Origin of the sequence: Phaeovulum sp., from assembly GCF_041596715.1 — a bacterium.
In the GTDB taxonomy this organism is placed as follows: domain Bacteria; phylum Pseudomonadota; class Alphaproteobacteria; order Rhodobacterales; family Rhodobacteraceae; genus UBA6213.
Genome location: NZ_JBFHIA010000044.1, coordinates 1 through 15,970, shown reverse-complemented (window position 1 = coordinate 15,970; position 15,970 = coordinate 1). Strand labels below are relative to the sequence as shown.

16 protein-coding genes are annotated in these 15,970 nt (G+C 62.2%); 11 read left to right on the top strand and 5 right to left on the bottom strand.

The genetic code is table 11. The features are described from left to right. The 4 genes from ABY403_RS04845 to ABY403_RS04830 all read left to right on the top strand — a co-directional run. Positions 1–1,015 (top strand): dihydroxy-acid dehydratase (locus ABY403_RS04845; protein WP_372839493.1); only part of this gene is annotated, 1,015 nt, incomplete at its 5' end. A gap of 100 nt (positions 1,016–1,115) precedes the next feature. After that, positions 1,116–1,697 (top strand): hypothetical protein, encoded by a 582-nt coding sequence (locus ABY403_RS04840; RefSeq protein WP_372839491.1) that lies wholly within the window; start codon positions 1,116–1,118, stop codon positions 1,695–1,697. 110 nt (positions 1,698–1,807) lie between these two features. Continuing rightward, entirely contained in the window at positions 1,808–2,455 is a 648-nt protein-coding gene (gene eda / locus ABY403_RS04835) for a bifunctional 4-hydroxy-2-oxoglutarate aldolase/2-dehydro-3-deoxy-phosphogluconate aldolase (RefSeq protein ID WP_372839489.1), read from the top strand. Positions 2,456–2,470: 15 nt separating this feature from the next. Next, positions 2,471–2,932 (top strand): VOC family protein, encoded by a 462-nt coding sequence (locus ABY403_RS04830; protein WP_372839488.1) that lies wholly within the window; start codon positions 2,471–2,473, stop codon positions 2,930–2,932. 65 nt (positions 2,933–2,997) lie between these two features. On the opposite strand, the gene ABY403_RS04825 is transcribed toward ABY403_RS04830, so the two are convergent. After that, positions 2,998–3,285, bottom strand: a complete 288-nt coding sequence (locus ABY403_RS04825; protein ID WP_372839486.1) for a hypothetical protein — start codon at positions 3,283–3,285, stop codon at positions 2,998–3,000. Between the two features lie 4 nt (positions 3,286–3,289). After that, entirely contained in the window at positions 3,290–6,085 is a 2,796-nt protein-coding gene (locus ABY403_RS04820) for a glutamine-synthetase adenylyltransferase (RefSeq protein WP_372839485.1), read from the bottom strand. Between the two features lie 131 nt (positions 6,086–6,216). Between ABY403_RS04820 and ABY403_RS04815 the strand changes: the two genes are divergently transcribed. The 4 genes from ABY403_RS04815 (at position 6,217) to ABY403_RS04800 (ending at position 9,529) form a co-directional block, all read left to right on the top strand. Then, complete coding sequence (locus ABY403_RS04815) at positions 6,217–6,687, top strand: YbaK/EbsC family protein (RefSeq protein WP_372839484.1); 471 nt, start codon at positions 6,217–6,219, stop codon at positions 6,685–6,687. A gap of 113 nt (positions 6,688–6,800) precedes the next feature. Next, positions 6,801–7,271 carry a DUF2852 domain-containing protein gene (locus tag ABY403_RS04810; protein ID WP_372839483.1) on the top strand — a complete coding sequence of 157 codons (471 nt, stop codon included), beginning with the start codon at positions 6,801–6,803 and terminating at the stop codon, positions 7,269–7,271. A 122-nt stretch (positions 7,272–7,393) separates the two neighbouring features. Next, a complete protein-coding gene (locus ABY403_RS04805) occupies positions 7,394–8,224 on the top strand; it encodes an arginyltransferase (protein WP_372839482.1) in 831 nt (276 codons plus the stop codon). A gap of 198 nt (positions 8,225–8,422) precedes the next feature. Continuing rightward, positions 8,423–9,529 (top strand): TRAP transporter substrate-binding protein, encoded by a 1,107-nt coding sequence (locus ABY403_RS04800; RefSeq protein ID WP_372839480.1) that lies wholly within the window; start codon positions 8,423–8,425, stop codon positions 9,527–9,529. A 115-nt stretch (positions 9,530–9,644) separates the two neighbouring features. Here the strand turns inward: ABY403_RS04800 and ABY403_RS04795 are convergent, their stop codons facing one another. Further along, complete coding sequence (locus ABY403_RS04795; protein ID WP_372839478.1) at positions 9,645–11,336, bottom strand: TRAP transporter large permease subunit; 1,692 nt, start codon at positions 11,334–11,336, stop codon at positions 9,645–9,647. Beyond that, positions 11,333–11,935, bottom strand: a complete 603-nt coding sequence (locus ABY403_RS04790) for a TRAP transporter small permease subunit (protein WP_372839477.1) — start codon at positions 11,933–11,935, stop codon at positions 11,333–11,335. Before ABY403_RS04790 ends, ABY403_RS04795 begins: the two co-directional genes overlap by 4 nt. A 589-nt stretch (positions 11,936–12,524) precedes the next feature. Here ABY403_RS04790 and ABY403_RS04785 point away from each other — a divergent pair. Together ABY403_RS04785 and ilvN are read left to right on the top strand one after the other, a co-directional pair. Then, the gene (locus tag ABY403_RS04785) at positions 12,525–14,279 is read left to right on the top strand and encodes an acetolactate synthase 3 large subunit (RefSeq protein WP_372839476.1); all 1,755 of its coding nucleotides are present in this window, start codon (positions 12,525–12,527) and stop codon (positions 14,277–14,279) included. Positions 14,280–14,340: 61 nt separating this feature from the next. Continuing rightward, on the top strand, positions 14,341–14,901 hold the full coding sequence (ilvN, locus tag ABY403_RS04780) for an acetolactate synthase small subunit (RefSeq protein ID WP_372839475.1): 561 nt from the start codon (positions 14,341–14,343) through the stop codon (positions 14,899–14,901). A 3-nt stretch (positions 14,902–14,904) separates the two neighbouring features. Here the strand turns inward: ilvN and ABY403_RS04775 are convergent, their stop codons facing one another. Beyond that, positions 14,905–15,192 carry a hypothetical protein gene (locus ABY403_RS04775; RefSeq protein ID WP_372839474.1) on the bottom strand — a complete coding sequence of 96 codons (288 nt, stop codon included), beginning with the start codon at positions 15,190–15,192 and terminating at the stop codon, positions 14,905–14,907. Between the two features lie 182 nt (positions 15,193–15,374). On the opposite strand from ABY403_RS04775, the gene ABY403_RS04770 reads away from it, so the two are divergent. Further along, the coding region (locus tag ABY403_RS04770) for a helix-turn-helix domain-containing protein (protein WP_372839473.1) at positions 15,375–15,970 on the top strand (596 nt) is incomplete at its 3' end.

The following is a 15,970-nucleotide window of genomic DNA, read 5'->3' as shown; positions in this document are numbered from 1 at the left end:
GCGCGCCACCGAGATCACAGCCCTTGGCGCAGACTATCGCCCGGCGGGCGAAATGCTGGACGAGCGTTCTTTCGTCAACGCGCTGGTCGGGCTGATGGCAACGGGTGGATCGACCAATCTGGTGCTGCACCTGCCCGCGATGGCGCGTGCGGCGGGGATTTTGCTTGATCTGGAAGATTTCGATGCGGTCAGCAGCGCCGTGCCGTTGCTGGCCAAGGTCTATCCCAACGGGCTGGCCGACGTGAACCATTTCCACGCGGCTGGGGGCCTTGGTTTTCTGATCGGACAATTGCTTGATGCGGGCCTGCTGCACCCCGATGTGCGCACCGTGGCGGGCGACGGGCTGGCGCTTTATCGGCGCGAGCCGAAGCTGATCGATGGCACACTTGCGTGGCACGATGGGCCGGAGGCGAGCTTGAACGAAAAGATCCTGCGCCCCGCTCCGCGGCCCTTTGCGCCTTCGGGTGGCTTGCAGCAGTTGCACGGCAACCTTGGGCGCGGCGTCATCAAGGTATCTTCGGTGCCCGCCGACCGGTTGGTGATCGAGGCACCCGCGCGCGTGTTCGCCAGCCAAGACGCGGTGAAAGAAGCCTTCAAGCGCAATGAGTTCACCTCTGACGTTGTGGTGGTCGTGCGTTTTCAGGGGCCGCGCGCCAATGGTATGCCGGAATTGCACGCGCTGACCCCGGTGCTGTCGGTGTTGCAGGACCGCGGCCTGAGGGTTGCACTGGTAACCGATGGGCGGATGTCGGGTGCCTCGGGCAAGGTGCCAGCGGCGATCCATGTCTGCCCCGAGGCCACCGGAGGCGGGCCACTGGCACGGCTGGCCGATGGCGACATCGTGCGCCTTGATGCGAGCGCGGGCAAACTTGACTGCCTGACCCCGAACTTCGAGACCCGCCCCCCGGTGGTGCCGGACCTTTCGGCCAACGCAAGCGGTGTCGGGCGCGAAATGTTCGAGCTGTTCCGCCGCTCGGTCGGTGCCGCAGATGCGGGTGCTTCATCGGTTCTCTGACCGCAAGTGGCCGCGACAATAGATACCAGCCCGCGCCCTTGTTGTGGCGCGGATGTAGGTTTACGTTGAACGTGACCATACCCTGAGACACGAGGACACCATGAAACTCTTTTCGCCCGCGCGCATTGTCGCGCTTCTTGCCCTGCTTTTGCCGTTCCTGCCCATGCAAGCCGCGGCCCAAGCTGCTGCGGAACCGGCAAAATATGTGTTCGTAATGTCCAGCGGCGCAATGCCCACCGCGGGTTCTGGCCTGCATCTGGCGATCACCGCCGCCAAGTCGGGCCGCTCGGTCGATATCGTGCTGGCGGCTTCGGCGCTTGATCTGGGCCGCAAGGGCGCGGGTGATGGGCCGGTTTTCCCCTACTACAACGTCGATGGCCCGGCCATGCTGGTGCAGGCGATGGAAGCCGGGGCGCGGGTTTCGGTCTGCTTCACCTGCCTTGCCAACCAAGAGATCGACCTTGCCGACATGCTCGACGGCATCGCCAAGATCAACGCCTTCAGCGTGCTTGACCTGATGGAAGCCGCCGATGTGGTGGTGGGCTTTGGCGCGCCGGACATGGGCACCGGCATCACCATCGACCCCGCGGCGGTGATGGCGCCTGCCGATGCAGCAGCCCCCGCTGCCGATGATGGCGAGCCGCCGTGCGACCCGGCAACCGATATTGACGCCTGCATGTAACAGCCCCACGCCCTAGCGCCGCATACTTGCGGCGCGGGCGCTCTGATGCGATGATTGCGCTAACCGCGCCGCCGGCCCCCCGGCGGCGTCTTTGCATGAGGATCGCGCCAATGACCCCCGCTGAACAAAGCCTGCGCACCACCGAAATCTGCGCGGCGGCACCTGTGGTGCCGGTGCTTGTAGTGCGCGACGTGGCGCGGGCTGAACGGCTGGCGCGGGCGCTGGTGGCGGGCGGGTTGCCCGCGTTGGAAGTGACGCTGCGCACCGCCGCCGCGCTTGATGTTATCCGCGCGATGGCTGCGGTTCCGGGCGGCATCGTGGGCGCGGGCACATTGCTTACACCCGAAGACGTGGCTGCGGCCAAGGCGGCGGGCGCGCAATTCGGCGTCTCGCCCGGTGCCACCGACCGCCTGCTTGCCGCTGCCGCAGAAATCGGCCTGCCTTTGCTGCCGGGGGCGGCCACCGCATCCGAGGTGATGGCCTTGCTGGAACGCGGTTATCGGATGGTGAAGTTCTTTCCCGCCGAGGCCGTTGGCGGGGCTGCGGCGCTGAAGGCGCTTGGTGGGCCGCTGCCGCAGATGCGCTTCTGCCCGACCGGCGGCATATCCGCGGCGCTCGCGCCCGACTATCTGAAACTTGCCAACGTCGCCTGCGTCGGCGGTAGTTGGATAGCGCCCGACGCCATGGTTGAGGCATCGGACTGGGACGGTATTACCAGACTGGCGCAGCAGGCAGCATCGCTTGCACGCAAACCATAGCAAAAGGCGCATCCCATGACCGCCGCATCGATTGCAACCGCGCTCTGGTATGAAAGCGATGCCGAGGCGGCGGCGCGGTTTTATTGCTCGCTGTTTCCCAACGCCAAGATCGACCGCATATTCGCGCACCAAGGCGAGCCCGCGGCGGATGCCTTTCTGGTCGAGTTTTCTCTGCAAGGGCAACGGTTTCAGGCAATGAACGGCGGGCCCCAGTATCGGCTATGCCCGGCCTGCTCGATCTCGGTGCTGCTCGACACGCAGGCAGAAATAGATCGTATCTGGGCTGCGCTGCTGGAAGGCGGTGGCACCGAAGGGCGCAGAGGTTGGTTGACCGACCGCTGGGGCCTAAGCTGGCAGATCATTCCGCGCCGGATGCTGACCCTGCTGGGCGGGCCAAGGGCTGCGGCGGTGACAGAGGCGATGATGGGTATGGTCAAGCTGGATATTGCCACACTCGAAGCGGCTGCGCGCGGCTGAGGTATCAGTCCCGCGCGCGCGCGGCCCAACCGATTCTGCGAATTGCGCGTCGTAATGCGATGCAATCAGTCCCGCGCGCGCGCGGCCCAACCGCCGCGCCGCCCCCGCTGGGCCGTGGCATTGGTAAGCCCTTCGGTCAAAATCGCGCGCATCGGGTGCTTGGCGTGCTGTTCAGGCACTTCGGCAAGAATTGCGCGCATCGCGGTTGCGGCATCTACGCCCGCAGGCAAGCTTAACGCCCAATCCAGAAAGATCGAGCGGCATTCGGCGGCGGTGATGCCGTCAATGGCAAATGCCTCGCGCATCAACCCCTTGGGATCGACCTGAGAAATACTGGGCACGCCCTGCGCCATGACCTCACGCTCCTGTCTGCGCCGCGGCGGGCAGCGCCGCCTCGACAATAAGGCGCACTGCCTCTGTGGTGGCATCAAGCCGAGATTTCAACGCCTCAAGATCCTCGACACCTGCTTCGCGCAGCAAAAACGCGCGCCCGCCCTCGCCGATCGCGTCCATATCAAGCGGCTTGTCGGTCAATAGCCGCCCGCCCGCCTGCAAGCGCCAGAGCAAGCGGTAAGCGGAACCCAGCGTTTCCGCCTCGTCCTTGCCTATCAGCGCGTGCCGCCGCCCGGCGCGCAACTGCGGCTCGACCCGGCGCGCGGGGTCTGCGCTGCGCAACGCAAAGCTTTGTGCCAAAAGCTCGATATCCTGCAATCGACCGGGGCCGATTTTTGCCTCCCATTCGCCATCCGGGGCTTTGGCGGCAAAAATGCGCGCGCGCATCTCGGCCAGATCGGGCATCACCTGCGCACCGCCCCCCTTCGCCGCCAAAACCGCCAGCCGCGCCGCCTCGACCTCGGCACCAAGGTCGGATGGGCCGCTTATTACCCGCGCGCGGGTCAGCGCCAAATGCTCCCAGGTCCAGGCCTCGTCCATCTGATAGGTGCGAAAGCTTTCGAGCGAGGTTGCAACCGGGCCTTGCCTGCCCGATGGGCGCAGCCGCATATCCACCTCGTAAAGCCGCCCCTCGGCCATCGGCGCAGAAACCGCGGTGACCAGCGCCTGTGTGAGGCGCGCGTAATAGGCGCGCGCCGCCAAAGGCCGCTTGCCATCCGAGCTTTCGACACCGGCGGGGTCATAGATCACGATCAGATCGAGGTCCGAGGCGGCATTCAGCCGTTCAGCGCCAAGGCTGCCCATGCCCAAGACAACCGCCCCCCGCCCCGGACAGGCCCCGTATTTGATTGCAAACTCGGCCTGCACCTCGGGCCAGAGCGCTGCGAGTGCCGCGCCTGCAAGATCCGCATATTGCCGCCCCGCCTCAGCGGCATCGACCAGCCCGCGCAAATGGTGCACGCCAATGCGGAAATGCCATTCCTTGACGAATGATCGCGCCGCGCCAAGCTTTTTTTCGTAATCGGTCTGCGCGTCAAACAGCGCAGTCAACGCCGCGTTCAGCGCCGCGGCCCCGGGCCAAGGTGCAAAGAAGTCCCCCCCAAGCACCGCGTCCAGCACACCGGCGTTGCGCGAAAGATAGTGGGCCAAACCCGGTGCCGTGCCGCAGATATCGACGAGCAAGTCGATCAGCGATGGGTTTGCCTCGAACAGCGAGAAAAGCTGCACCCCGGCAGGCAGCCGGGCAAGAAACCCGTCGAACTGGCGCAACGCCTCTGCCGGGTTCGCGGCGCGGGCGAAGCGGGTCAGCAATTCCGGTTCAAGCCGGTTGAAAATGGTCGCAGCACGCGGCGAGTGCAGCACTGGGTGGCTGCGCCAGCCATCGACAATCGCGCGCGCTTCGGGCGCAAGTTTGGGTATGCGGCTGGCCTCTGACGGCGCAAAAAACTCGCCCGTCAGCGCCTCGACCCGTTCCAGCCGCGCGCGCAGCGCCTTTCTCCACACCCCAGCGTCGCCCTCGCCCATCATCATTGCGATGCGCTGAAAGCCCTCGTCATTGGTCGGAAGAAGATGTGTTTGCGCGTCGTTGACCATTTGCAAACGGTGCTCGATTTCGCGGTGCTCGCGGTAATGCGCGGTCAACTCGGTGGCGATTTCAGGTGTAACCCAGCCCTTTTTCGCCAACGCGGCAAGCCCGCCGACCGTGGTGCGTGACCGAAGGTCGGGGTCGCGCCCCCCGGCGATGAGTTGCCGGGTCTGGGTGAAAAACTCGATCTCGCGGATACCACCTGCGCCGAGTTTCATGTTGTGGCCCGAAAGGCTGATCGGCCCTTGCAGGCCTTTGTGCTCGCGGATGCGCAGGCGCATGTCATACGCATCCTGAATCGCTGCGAAATCGAGGTGGCGGCGCCACACAAAGGGCGTGAGCGCTTCCAGAAACTGCGCGCCTGCCGCAATGTCCCCCGCGCAAGGCCGCGCCTTGATGTAGGCCGCGCGCTCCCATGTGCGGCCCTCTGCCTCGTAATAGGCCTCGGCCGCAGACATCGAGATGCAGACCGGGGTGACAGAGGCATCGGGGCGCAGCCGCAGGTCAGTGCGGAACACATAGCCCTCGGCGGTCAGATCGCTGAGCATTGCCGCCATCTTGCGGGTCGCGCGGATGAAGGCCGCGCGCGCCTCTTGTATCTCGTCAGGTTCGAAGCGCGCATCGTCGAACAGGCAGATCACGTCGATGTCCGAAGAATAATTCAGCTCGCCCGCGCCCATCTTTCCCATAGCAATCGCCACCATGCCGCCCGCGATAGCCGCGTCGTCAGGGGTGGCACCGGGCAACTTGCCGCGCCGGATTTCGTCGCCGACCAGTTGCCGCAGCGAAAGATCGACAGCCCGGTCGGCAAGATCGCTCAGCGCGCCTGTCACCGCCTCCAGCGCCCAGACCCCCCCCAGATCGGCCAATGCGGACAGCAACGCCACCCGCCGCTTGGCTTGCCGCAGCGCCACGGCCAGTGCCTCGGCCCCTTCGGCCGCTTCGGGTGCCGCCAGCGCATCGGCCAATGCCGCCTCGGGCGAACCGAGCAAGACCGGCCCGATCCATTCCGCCTCGCGCTTCAGAAGGCCCGCAAGGAACGGGCTGCACCCCGCCGTGCCGGCGATCAGCGCACGGAGTTCGGGCGAAAGCTCGCCAAACCGCTCTGCCGCCTCGGCACCAAGCGCGGCATCGAAGGCAATCGGGCTGCGGTTGAGGCGTGCGGCAAAGCTCATGCCACAAGACTAGTGGCCGCGCGCGCAAGGTCAACGACGGTTTGCGTTCGCGCTTCACCACATTTATTCCGGCTTAGGGGCACATACGCGCGCCCGCGTTTTTGGATCGGCTTGGGGAGGCAGGGTCGGACATGAGCAAAAGCATGGCACGGGTCAAGGCAGCGTTGGAGACGGCGGGGTTGCCGTCTCGGATACTGGAAATGGCTGCCGAAACACGCACAGCAGATCAGGCCGCAAAGGCGGCGGGGTGCATGCTTGACCAGATCGCGAAGTCGATCATCTTTCGCGGCGAAACCAGTGGCCATGTGGTGCTTTTCCTGACTGCGGGGGGCAACCGCGTCGATCCTGCCAAGGCCAGCGCCGTGGCGGGGCAGGCCTTGGGTAAGGCAGACGCCGATCTGGTGCGCCGCGAAACCGGCTTTGCCATCGGCGGCGTTGCACCTATCGGGCATCTGTCGCCGATCCGCGCATACTTCGACCCGCGGCTGATGGATTTCGATACGGTCTGGGCCGCTGCCGGCACGCCGCGGCATATCTTTGCCATAGCGCCAGGGGACCTGCTGCGCGCCAGTGGCGCAGCGGTTGGCAATTTCACCTTGTAGCGCGACCGAAAGCGCAATGTAAAAAAGTTTCACATCTCTCTTGACCTGCGAACCCGGAGTGCCAATCTTGGCATCATGTGAAGGATGTTCACATCCATTTTTCGGAGGTTTTCATGTCCGCCTACGCTACCAACACAGACAGCCTCGCGCCGCGTGGCAACTGGTTTACTCGTTCTATTGACTGGCTGGATGCCAACGGACCCGGCGCATGGATCGCGCTGATGGTTGCGGGCTTTGTATTTGCAGGGCCGTTTGGCCTTGTGGTGCTGGCATTCATGCTCGTGACAGGTCGCTTTGGCCGCAGGTTCCGCGACGGCGCGCCACGGCATCGTCGCATGGGCAGCTGCCGCCAGTTTCAGGTGCGCATGTCCGGCAATACCGGCAACGCCGCCTTTGACAGCTACAAGGCCGACACACTACAGCGCCTTGAGCGCGAGCAAAACGAGTTCGAGGCTTTCCTGCATCGGTTGCGCGAAAGCCGCGACAAGGCCGAGTTCGACCAGTATCTGGCCGAGCGCGCCCGCGCCGCCGCCGCCGAAGCCCCGGCGGAGCCGGAAGCACCTAAAGGCTCGGGTGCCTACTAAGCGCGGCGCACACCTATGCCACGGCCCCGGGCGCAAGTCCGGGGTCTTTTGTTGCAAGGCGCTTGGCGAGGCGGCGCGGGTTTGCTAGCCTTTGCTCAAACGTCGCCCTCACAGCCGGACCGATGCGCCATTCTCTGCCCCTCACTCCGCAGTTCTATGTGACTGCTCCACAGGTCTGCCCCTATCTCGAGGGGCGGGTGGAGCGGAAGCTGTTTACCGCGCTGCAAGGCAACGATGCTGAAAGGCTGAACAACGCGCTGTCGCGGCAGGGCTTTCGCCGCTCGCAGAACGTGCTCTACCGCCCCTCTTGCGCCGACTGCGCCGCCTGCCTTTCAGCGCGTATCAGGGTGGCTGATTTCATTCCCTCGCGCGGGCAAAAGCGGGCATTGCGGCGTGGTGCCGATCTTTATCGAACCGCCACCAGCCCATGGGCCACAGACGAGCAGTTTCAGCTGTTTCGCCGCTACCTAGATAGTCGCCACGCCGATGGCGGCATGGCGGATATGGATATCTTCGAGTTTGCGGCGATGATCGAAGAAACACCGGTCAAGACGCGGGTGATCGAGTATCGTTCGCGCGATGTGGCCGCAGACGCGCCGCAACCGCTGACCGCGGTCTGCCTGACCGATGTGCTCGATGACGGGTTGAGCATGGTCTACAGCTTTTTCGACCCTGCGCGCGAAGCCGATTCGCTGGGCACCTATCTCATTCTCGACCACGTCGAGATCGCGCGGCGCGCACAACTGCCCTTTGTCTATCTTGGCTACTGGGTGCCGGGCAGCCGCAAGATGGGCTACAAGGCCAAGTTTGGCGCGCTGGAAATATACAAAGGCGGGGTCTGGCAACCCATCGGCGACATCGCGGCGCATAGCGGCGACATTCATCCACTGAGCATCGACCCGATCGCCGAGCAGGTGGCGCGGATCGAACTGCCGATCACGCCCGAGTTCTGAGCACTCTCCCCCACTGTTGTTGCCAAAAGATTCGGCAACCACCAGCTTGCGCCAACGAATTGCACTTGCGGAGAAAAATCCGACAGCGCGTGCTGGACAGATGATTTTCGGCATGTAAGGTTTCCTGCGACCTATTGCGGGCGACGGGCCATGCGCGCGGCGCCTTCGGTCAAACGATCAACACAGGGAGGAGCCTCTATGGATCGCCGTTCATTTCTAACCAAAGCTGCCGTTGGCGGGGCTGGCGCCGCCGCCGCGTCTACGCTTGCCACCCCCGCTCTTGCGCAAAGCATGCCCAAGGTGACTTGGCGTCTGACTTCGTCGTTCCCGAAATCGCTCGACACCATCTTTGGTGGCGCCGAAGTTCTGAGCAAAATGCTTTCCGAAGCAACTGACGGCAATTTCAGCCTTCAGGTCTTTGCCGCGGGTGAACTCGTCCCCGGCCTGCAAGCCGCAGACGCGGTCGCCGCCGGCACGGTCGAGGCTTGCCACACGGTGGGTTACTACTACTGGGGTAAAGACCCGACCTGGGCGGTTGCCGCAGCGATCCCCTTCTCTCTCTCGGCGCGCGGCATCAACGCCTGGCACTACCACGGTGGCGGTATCGACCTTTACAACGAGTTTCTGGCGACCCAAGGCCTTGTCGGCTACCCCGGCGGCAACACCGGCGTGCAGATGGGCGGCTGGTTCCGTAAGGAAATCAACACGGTCGGCGACCTCAGCGGGCTGAAAATGCGCATTGGCGGCTTTGCCGGCAAAGTCATGGAAAAGCTTGGCGTTGTGCCCCAGCAGATCGCTGGTGGCGAAATCTACGCGGCGCTGGAAAAGGGCACGATCGACGCGTCCGAATGGGTTGGCCCCTATGACGACGAAAAGCTCGGCTTCTACAAGGTCGCGCCTTACTACTACTATCCCGGCTGGTGGGAAGGTGGCCCGACCGTCCACTTCATGTTCAACAAGGCCCAAGTCGAGGCGCTGCCCGCGGCATATCAGTCGCTGCTGCGCACCGCCTGCCAAGCCGCTGACGCGAACATGTTGCAGATGTATGACTACAAGAACCCCGCAGCGCTGAAATCGCTGGTCGGCAACGGCACGCAACTGCGCCCGTTCAGCCCGGAAATCCTTCAGGCCTGTTTCGACGCGGCCAACGAGGTTTACGAGGAAATGGAAGCGACCAACCCCGCCTTCAAGAAAATCTGGGGTTCGATCAAAGAGTTCCGCGGCCAGAACTACCTTTGGGCGCAGGTGGCGGAATACAACTACGACACCTTCATGATGATCCAGCAGCGCAACGGCAACATCTAAGCCCGCGCCGCCATCTGAAAACCGAAGCCCCGCAGAGCAATCTGCGGGGCTTTTTCTTGGCATGGAGCCAAAAGAAAACCGGCGGCCCTAGGGCCGCCGGCTTTGCAACTCAGCGTCAGTTCGACGGCGGTGGACCAAAGTTCATGCCGCCAGCGCCAAGGCCGCCGCCAAGCCCACCGAAGCCGCTGTCGAGCCCCGGCATGTTCGGGATTGTAAAGTCCACGGTCGATGGGTCGATCTGCGGGCCCTTGTAATGCATCACAAGCCCCGGGAAGCCGATCACGATGGCGATCATGAGTATCTGGATAAGCACGAAAGGCACCGCGCCCCAATAGATCTGGCTGGTCTTGACCGGTGCCATCGTCAGACCCGTGACCTTGTCGATATACGGCACGCGCGCGGCCACCGAACGCAGGTAAAACAGCGCAAAGCCGAACGGCGGATGCATGAACGATGTCTGCATGTTGACGCCAAGAATGATGCCGAACCAGATCAGATCGATCCCCAGCTTTTCGGCTGCAGGTGCCAGCAGCGGCACGATGATGAACGCAAGCTCGAAGAAGTCGAGAAAGAAGGCCAGCAAGAACACCATCAGCGAGATCACGATCAGGAAGCCCAGTTCTCCCCCCGGCAGCGACGTCAGCAGATGTTCGACCCAGAGATGGCCGTTGACGCCGTAGAAGGTCAGCGAAAACACCCGCGCCCCAAGCAGAATGAACATCACGAACGAGGCAAGCCGCGTGGTCGAGGCCAGCGCCGAGCGGATCACTTCAAAGCTCAGCCGACGCTTGGCCGCAGCCATCACCAGCGCGCCCACCGCCCCCATCGCACCGCCTTCGGTCGGCGTCGCAATGCCAAGGAAGATCGTGCCTAGCACAAGGAAAATCAGCGCAAGCGGCGGGATCAGCACGATGACAACCTGCTGCGCAAGGCGGCTCATCAGGTTGATCTTCAACGACTTGTCGAGGATCGCCATTACATAGATGGCAATCACCGCCAGTGCCGCAGCTAGAATACCCGAGTTCTTGCCGTGCTCGGCATCAAGCCAGTCGCGGCCAAACCAGAACATCGCCACCGCAAGCACCAGCGCCACGATCAGCGAGGTGACGCCCGAACCCAGCGTGCGCGCCTCTTTCGGCAAGGCGGGCATCGAATTGGGGCGGAAGATCGAAACCAGCATCACATAGGCAAAGTAGAGCCCGGTCAGCACCAGACCCGGCAACATCGCACCGCGGTACATATCGCCCACCGAACGGCCAAGCTGGTCGGCCAGAACGATCAGCACCAGCGAGGGCGGAATGATCTGCGCCAATGTGCCCGAGGCAGCGATCACCCCCGAGGCAAGGCTGCGATCATACCCATAGCGCAGCATGATCGGCAGTGAAATCAACCCCATCGCAATCACCGAGGCCGCAACGACCCCAGTCGTGGCCGCAAGCAGCGCCCCCACGATGATGACCGCATACGCCAGCCCGCCGCGTACCGGGCCGAACAACTGGCCGATCGTATCCAGCAGGTCTTCGGCCATGCCGGATCGTTCCAGCACGATTCCCATGAAGGTAAAAAACGGAATCGCCAATAGCGTTTCGTTCGACAGCACCCCCCAGAACCGTTCCGGCATCGCGTTCAGCAAGGGCCAGCTGAGGTTGATCGTATTGTTCGAATAGGGCGCAAGCTCGACCCCGATGACGAAGAACAATAGACCGTTCGCCGCCAGTGAAAACGCGGCAGGATAGCCCGCAAGCAAAAAGAAGATCAGTGAAACGAACATGATGGGCGCCATGTTCTGGGCGATAAGTTCCATCATTTGTGCTTCTCCTCGGCTTGCGCGAGTTCTTCGATCAGCGCCTTGCCCTCAAGCTCGGCCGCCTCATGGGCCGAAATGAATGGGGTCGGGTCTGGAATGACACCGCGCATCACCGCGATTTTCTTGATGATTTCCGATACACCTTGCAGCGCAAGCAGCAGAAAACCGATCAGCAACAGCGATTTCGCAGGCCAGATCAACAAGCCGCCGGCATTGGTTGAAACCTCGCCGTTCAGCATCGATTTCAGCACATAGGGCGTCAGCATCCAAAGCATCGCCAGCACGAACGGCATCAGAAACAGCGTATGCCCGAGCAGGTCGATCCAGTGCTGCACACGGCGCGAGAACATGCCGTAGACGATGTCGATACGCACATGCTCGTTCTGCTTCAGTGTATAGGCCGCCGCCAGCAGGAAGGCGGCACCGTAAAGATACCACTGCATTTCCAGCCACGCGTTGGACGATACTGAAAAAACCTTGCGGATCACCGCGTTGGTGGCCGACACCAGCACCGCCACCAGAATAAGCCACGACACCGCCTTACCGATGAACTCGTTCATTCTGTCGACGCCACGCGAAAACGCGAGCAGTCCGCCCATAGCCTTTCCCCCCCATCGCATTTCACCAGCCCCAAGTTTTCAGGGGCGGTGTGGTTTTATTGCCGAGCCCGCCATGCAGGTCAACGTTTCTGGCCAGAACTGGCACGAAACGGAGGCAAGACGGGCAAATCATCCTAATTTTTCAGCACCGAACCGCGTTACCCGAACCTGAATCAAGGCAATACGGGCACTGCGCAACTTGCCGCAAACTGCATCGCAAGGAAAGATTAATTGCTGCATCGCGTCGTCGCCTGCCGCGCCCGCACTGCCGCGATGCGGCGGCGCGTGGGCCAAAGCTGGATAGGGCACTGTGAAATTGCATTTATTTCAAGAACGAGCAACACTCGCGCAACTTATGCAAAGATTTTTTTGGCCCTGCGATATTATATTCACAATTTGCCGGTTGACGCCTCCAGTTGCCCCGCCTAATGTCCGCCGCGAACGCACGGAAAGGCATGGCCAATGGCCGTAGACGTCGTATCAGGTAGGAACAGGCGCATGGGCCGCTAGCGGCAAACCATTCAAGGTTTCATGCGCCCCCGCCCGAAACGGGGGCTTTTTTGTGCCGCAAGGCAGATGGAGTGAGACGATGGCACGCACAATGAGCGGCGCGGCAATAGTGGTTCAGGCGCTGAAGGATCAGGGCGTCGAGGTGGTATTCGGCTACCCCGGCGGCGCGGTGCTGCCGATCTACGACGAGATTTTTCAGCAAAACGACATCGTCCACGTTCTGGTGCGCCACGAACAGGGCGCGGTGCATGCTGCGGAAGGCTACGCCCGCTCGACCGGCAAGCCGGGCGTGGTGATCGTCACCTCCGGCCCCGGCGCGACCAACGCCGTCACCGGGCTGACCGATGCGCTTCTGGATTCGATTCCGCTGGTGGTGCTGTCTGGGCAGGTGCCCACTTTCATGATCGGCACCGACGGCTTTCAAGAGGCCGATACGGTTGGCATCACCCGGCCCTGCACCAAGCACAACTGGCTGGTGAAGGAAACCGACAAACTTGCCGAAACGATCCATCGCGGTTTTCATATCGCAACGTCGGGGCGCCCGGGCCCTGTGCTGATCGACATTCCCAAGGATGTGCAGTTCGCAACAGGCCCCTATATCGGGCCGAAAACGGTGCGTGTCGAAACCTACCAACCCGCGGTCAAGGGCGATCTCGACGCGATTACCCGGCTTGCGGAACTGATCGAGTCCGCCGAACGCCCGGTGTTTTATACCGGCGGTGGCGTCATCAACTCTGGCCCGGCTGCCAGCCAATTGATGCGCGAACTGGTCGATGCCACGGGCATCCCGATCACCTCGACGCTGATGGGTTTGGGTGCCTATCCGGCCAGTGGCAAGAACTGGCTGGGCATGCTGGGTATGCACGGGCTTTACGAGGCCAACCTTGCGATGCACGGCTGCGATCTGATGATCAACCTCGGCGCGCGCTTTGATGACCGCATCACCGGCCGCCTTGCCGATTTCAGCCCGCGCTCGACCAAGGTGCATGTCGATATTGACGCAAGCTCGATCAACAAGGTGATTCAGGTCGATCTGCCAATTCTGGGCGATATCGGCCATGTGCTTGAAGACCTGCTGAAGGTCTGGAAATCGCGTGGTCGTAAGGTAAATAAGCCCGCGCTCGAAAAATGGTGGCGCCAGATCGACGGCTGGAAAGCCAAGAAATGCCTTGCCTACAAACCCTCGACCAGCGTGATAAAGCCACAATACGCGCTGGAGCGGCTTGAGGCGCTGACCAAGGGGCACGATCGCTACATCACCACCGAAGTCGGCCAACACCAGATGTGGGCGGCGCAATACCTCGGCTTTGAAGCGCCGAACCGCTGGATGACCTCGGGCGGCCTTGGCACCATGGGCTACGGTCTACCCGCCTCTATCGGTGTGCAGATGGCGCATCCCGAGGCGCTGGTCATCAACGTGGCGGGTGATGCGTCGTTCCTGATGAACATGCAAGAAATGGGCACCGCGGTGCAGTTTCGCCTGCCCGTGAAGCAGTTCATCCTGAACAACGAACGCCTCGGCATGGTGCGCCAGTGGCAGCAGTTGCTGCACGGCGCGCGCTATAGCCAAAGCTGGTCTGAGGCACTGCCCGACTTTGTAAAGCTGGCAGAAGCCTTTGGTGCCAAGGGCATCCGCTGCTCTGACCCGGCCAAACTCGATGAAGCCATCGAGGAAATGCTGGCCTATGACGGCCCGGTAATTTTCGACTGCCTCGTCGAACGGCACGAAAACTGCTTCCCGATGATCCCGAGCGGCAAGCCGCATAACGAGATGCTGATGGGCGACGCCTCTACCGAAGGCGCGATTCAGTCGGGCGGTGCGGTGCTGGTCTGAGCGTTTCAGGAATGGCCGCGCCCCACTGGGGGCAATTATAGAATGAAGAAAGAAAGAGATCATGGCAGCCTTGAACATCAAGAAAGGGTCCACCAGCCACTCGGCCTACGAGTTGCGCGACCCCAATGCGCAGGTGTCCGAAAGCCATACACTGGCGGTGCTGGTCGATAACGAAGCGGGCGTGCTGGCGCGGGTCATCGGCCTGTTCTCGGGTCGCGGTTACAACATCGATAGCCTGACCGTGGCAGAGGTGGACCATATGGGGCACCGCAGCCGCATCACCGTGGTAACGCGTGGCACCCCGGCCGTGATCGAACAGATCAAGGCGCAGCTTGGCCGCATCGTGCCAGTGCACGAGGTGCATGACCTGAGCGTCGAGGGCAAAGCGGTCGAACGTGAACTGGCGCTTTTCAAGGTTGCTGGCACAGGTGAGCGGCGGGTCGAAGCCCTGCGGCTGGCCGATATTTTCCGCGCCAATGTGGTGGACAGCACGCTTGAAAGCTTTGTGTTCGAGATCACCGGCACGCCGGAAAAGATCGATGCATTTGCCGATCTGATGCGACCGCTGGGCCTGAAAGACGTGGCGCGCACGGGCGTTGCGGCGCTCTCGCGCGGGGCCTGACCCCTAGCCCACCCGCGCAAGGCGTGGCGCGGCCGCCAGTTGTGCGGCCGTAGTTTGCAACTTTTCGGCGAGGTCCGGAACCGTCGTCTCGGCCAAAATGTGCAGATCAACTGCGCGACGAATGCCCGCATCTTCTGAAATGCGAAAATGCACAAGGTCACCGACTTTTGGCAGAGTGTTCGGATCGACGAGGTTTTCGCGCCCACTCCAATGCGCAAGTTCTTGCTGGTCCTCGCACCAGATCACCGCGGTTGCACCATCGGCATCTCGCCAGAGAACAAGTCCAAGCATAAAAACCTCATTTTTATCGATAATTTATCGTCACGCGATTTGGCCAGACAAGTGCAATTCCTGTTGCAGCCAAACATCAATTGGACACCATTTGATGCACAGCCTTAACGAGACTGCTGCGCGCTGTGTCTGATTTGTGTCAGCCTGTAACGATGATTTCCCCCGCGCTTTGGATTGCAAAAATGCCGAAATCGACCGCTTCCGATACGCCGCAAGCGACCACTTTGCCCGCCAATCCGGCCTTGCGCGACGTATTCGGGCAAAATCTGCGGATTCTCGCCAAGGGCGAGGACTCGATCAGCGCCACCTGCCGCGCGTTGGGCATCAACCGCACCCAGTTCAACCGATATCTGACCGGCAGCGCCTTTCCGCGCCCGGACGTGCTTCATCGCATCTGCACCCATTTCGGCGTTGACGCGCGGATTCTGCTAGAGCCGCTTGCTCTCGAAAAAGAGCCTCGCATGACCGACGAGCTGGCGCGTGTATTGCACTCTATGGTCGATGCGCCACTCGATTTCCGTGTGGATCAGACGCTGTTGCCCAGCGGCATTTACCGGATCTGGCGTCGCTCGTTTCTGAGTCCGGACCGCGCGATGGTTTCAATCTCGCGCGTCTATCGTGATGGGCTGGTGACGCGGATGAAATCTTACGAGCCCTATCTGACCAGCCCTGGGCAGATCGAAATGTCGTGCCCGCCGCGGCTTCCCTGCCACGGATTATTTCTACGCGCAGAAGACGGTGTGATGCTTCTCACCATGTTTCCGCGCACACGAATGTT

What these genes read in the sequence shown, in the direction of transcription:
- ABY403_RS04795 (WP_372839478.1), bottom strand. Translation starts at nt 11,336, where the DNA reads ATGATGGAACTTATCGCCCAGAACATGGCGCCCATCATGTTCGTTTCA.
- eda (WP_372839489.1), top strand. Translation starts at nt 1,808, where the DNA reads ATGACCCCCGCTGAACAAAGCCTGCGCACCACCGAAATCTGCGCGGCG.
- ABY403_RS04825 (WP_372839486.1), bottom strand. Translation starts at nt 3,285, where the DNA reads ATGGCGCAGGGCGTGCCCAGTATTTCTCAGGTCGATCCCAAGGGGTTG.
- ABY403_RS04785 (WP_372839476.1), top strand. Translation starts at nt 12,525, where the DNA reads ATGGCACGCACAATGAGCGGCGCGGCAATAGTGGTTCAGGCGCTGAAG.
- ABY403_RS04775 (WP_372839474.1), bottom strand. Translation starts at nt 15,192, where the DNA reads ATGCTTGGACTTGTTCTCTGGCGAGATGCCGATGGTGCAACCGCGGTG.
- ilvN (WP_372839475.1), top strand. Translation starts at nt 14,341, where the DNA reads ATGGCAGCCTTGAACATCAAGAAAGGGTCCACCAGCCACTCGGCCTAC.
- ABY403_RS04790 (WP_372839477.1), bottom strand. Translation starts at nt 11,935, where the DNA reads ATGGGCGGACTGCTCGCGTTTTCGCGTGGCGTCGACAGAATGAACGAG.
- ABY403_RS04810 (WP_372839483.1), top strand. Translation starts at nt 6,801, where the DNA reads ATGTCCGCCTACGCTACCAACACAGACAGCCTCGCGCCGCGTGGCAAC.
- ABY403_RS04805 (WP_372839482.1), top strand. Translation starts at nt 7,394, where the DNA reads ATGCGCCATTCTCTGCCCCTCACTCCGCAGTTCTATGTGACTGCTCCA.
- ABY403_RS04820 (WP_372839485.1), bottom strand. Translation starts at nt 6,085, where the DNA reads ATGAGCTTTGCCGCACGCCTCAACCGCAGCCCGATTGCCTTCGATGCC.
- ABY403_RS04840 (WP_372839491.1), top strand. Translation starts at nt 1,116, where the DNA reads ATGAAACTCTTTTCGCCCGCGCGCATTGTCGCGCTTCTTGCCCTGCTT.
- ABY403_RS04800 (WP_372839480.1), top strand. Translation starts at nt 8,423, where the DNA reads ATGGATCGCCGTTCATTTCTAACCAAAGCTGCCGTTGGCGGGGCTGGC.
- ABY403_RS04830 (WP_372839488.1), top strand. Translation starts at nt 2,471, where the DNA reads ATGACCGCCGCATCGATTGCAACCGCGCTCTGGTATGAAAGCGATGCC.
- ABY403_RS04815 (WP_372839484.1), top strand. Translation starts at nt 6,217, where the DNA reads ATGAGCAAAAGCATGGCACGGGTCAAGGCAGCGTTGGAGACGGCGGGG.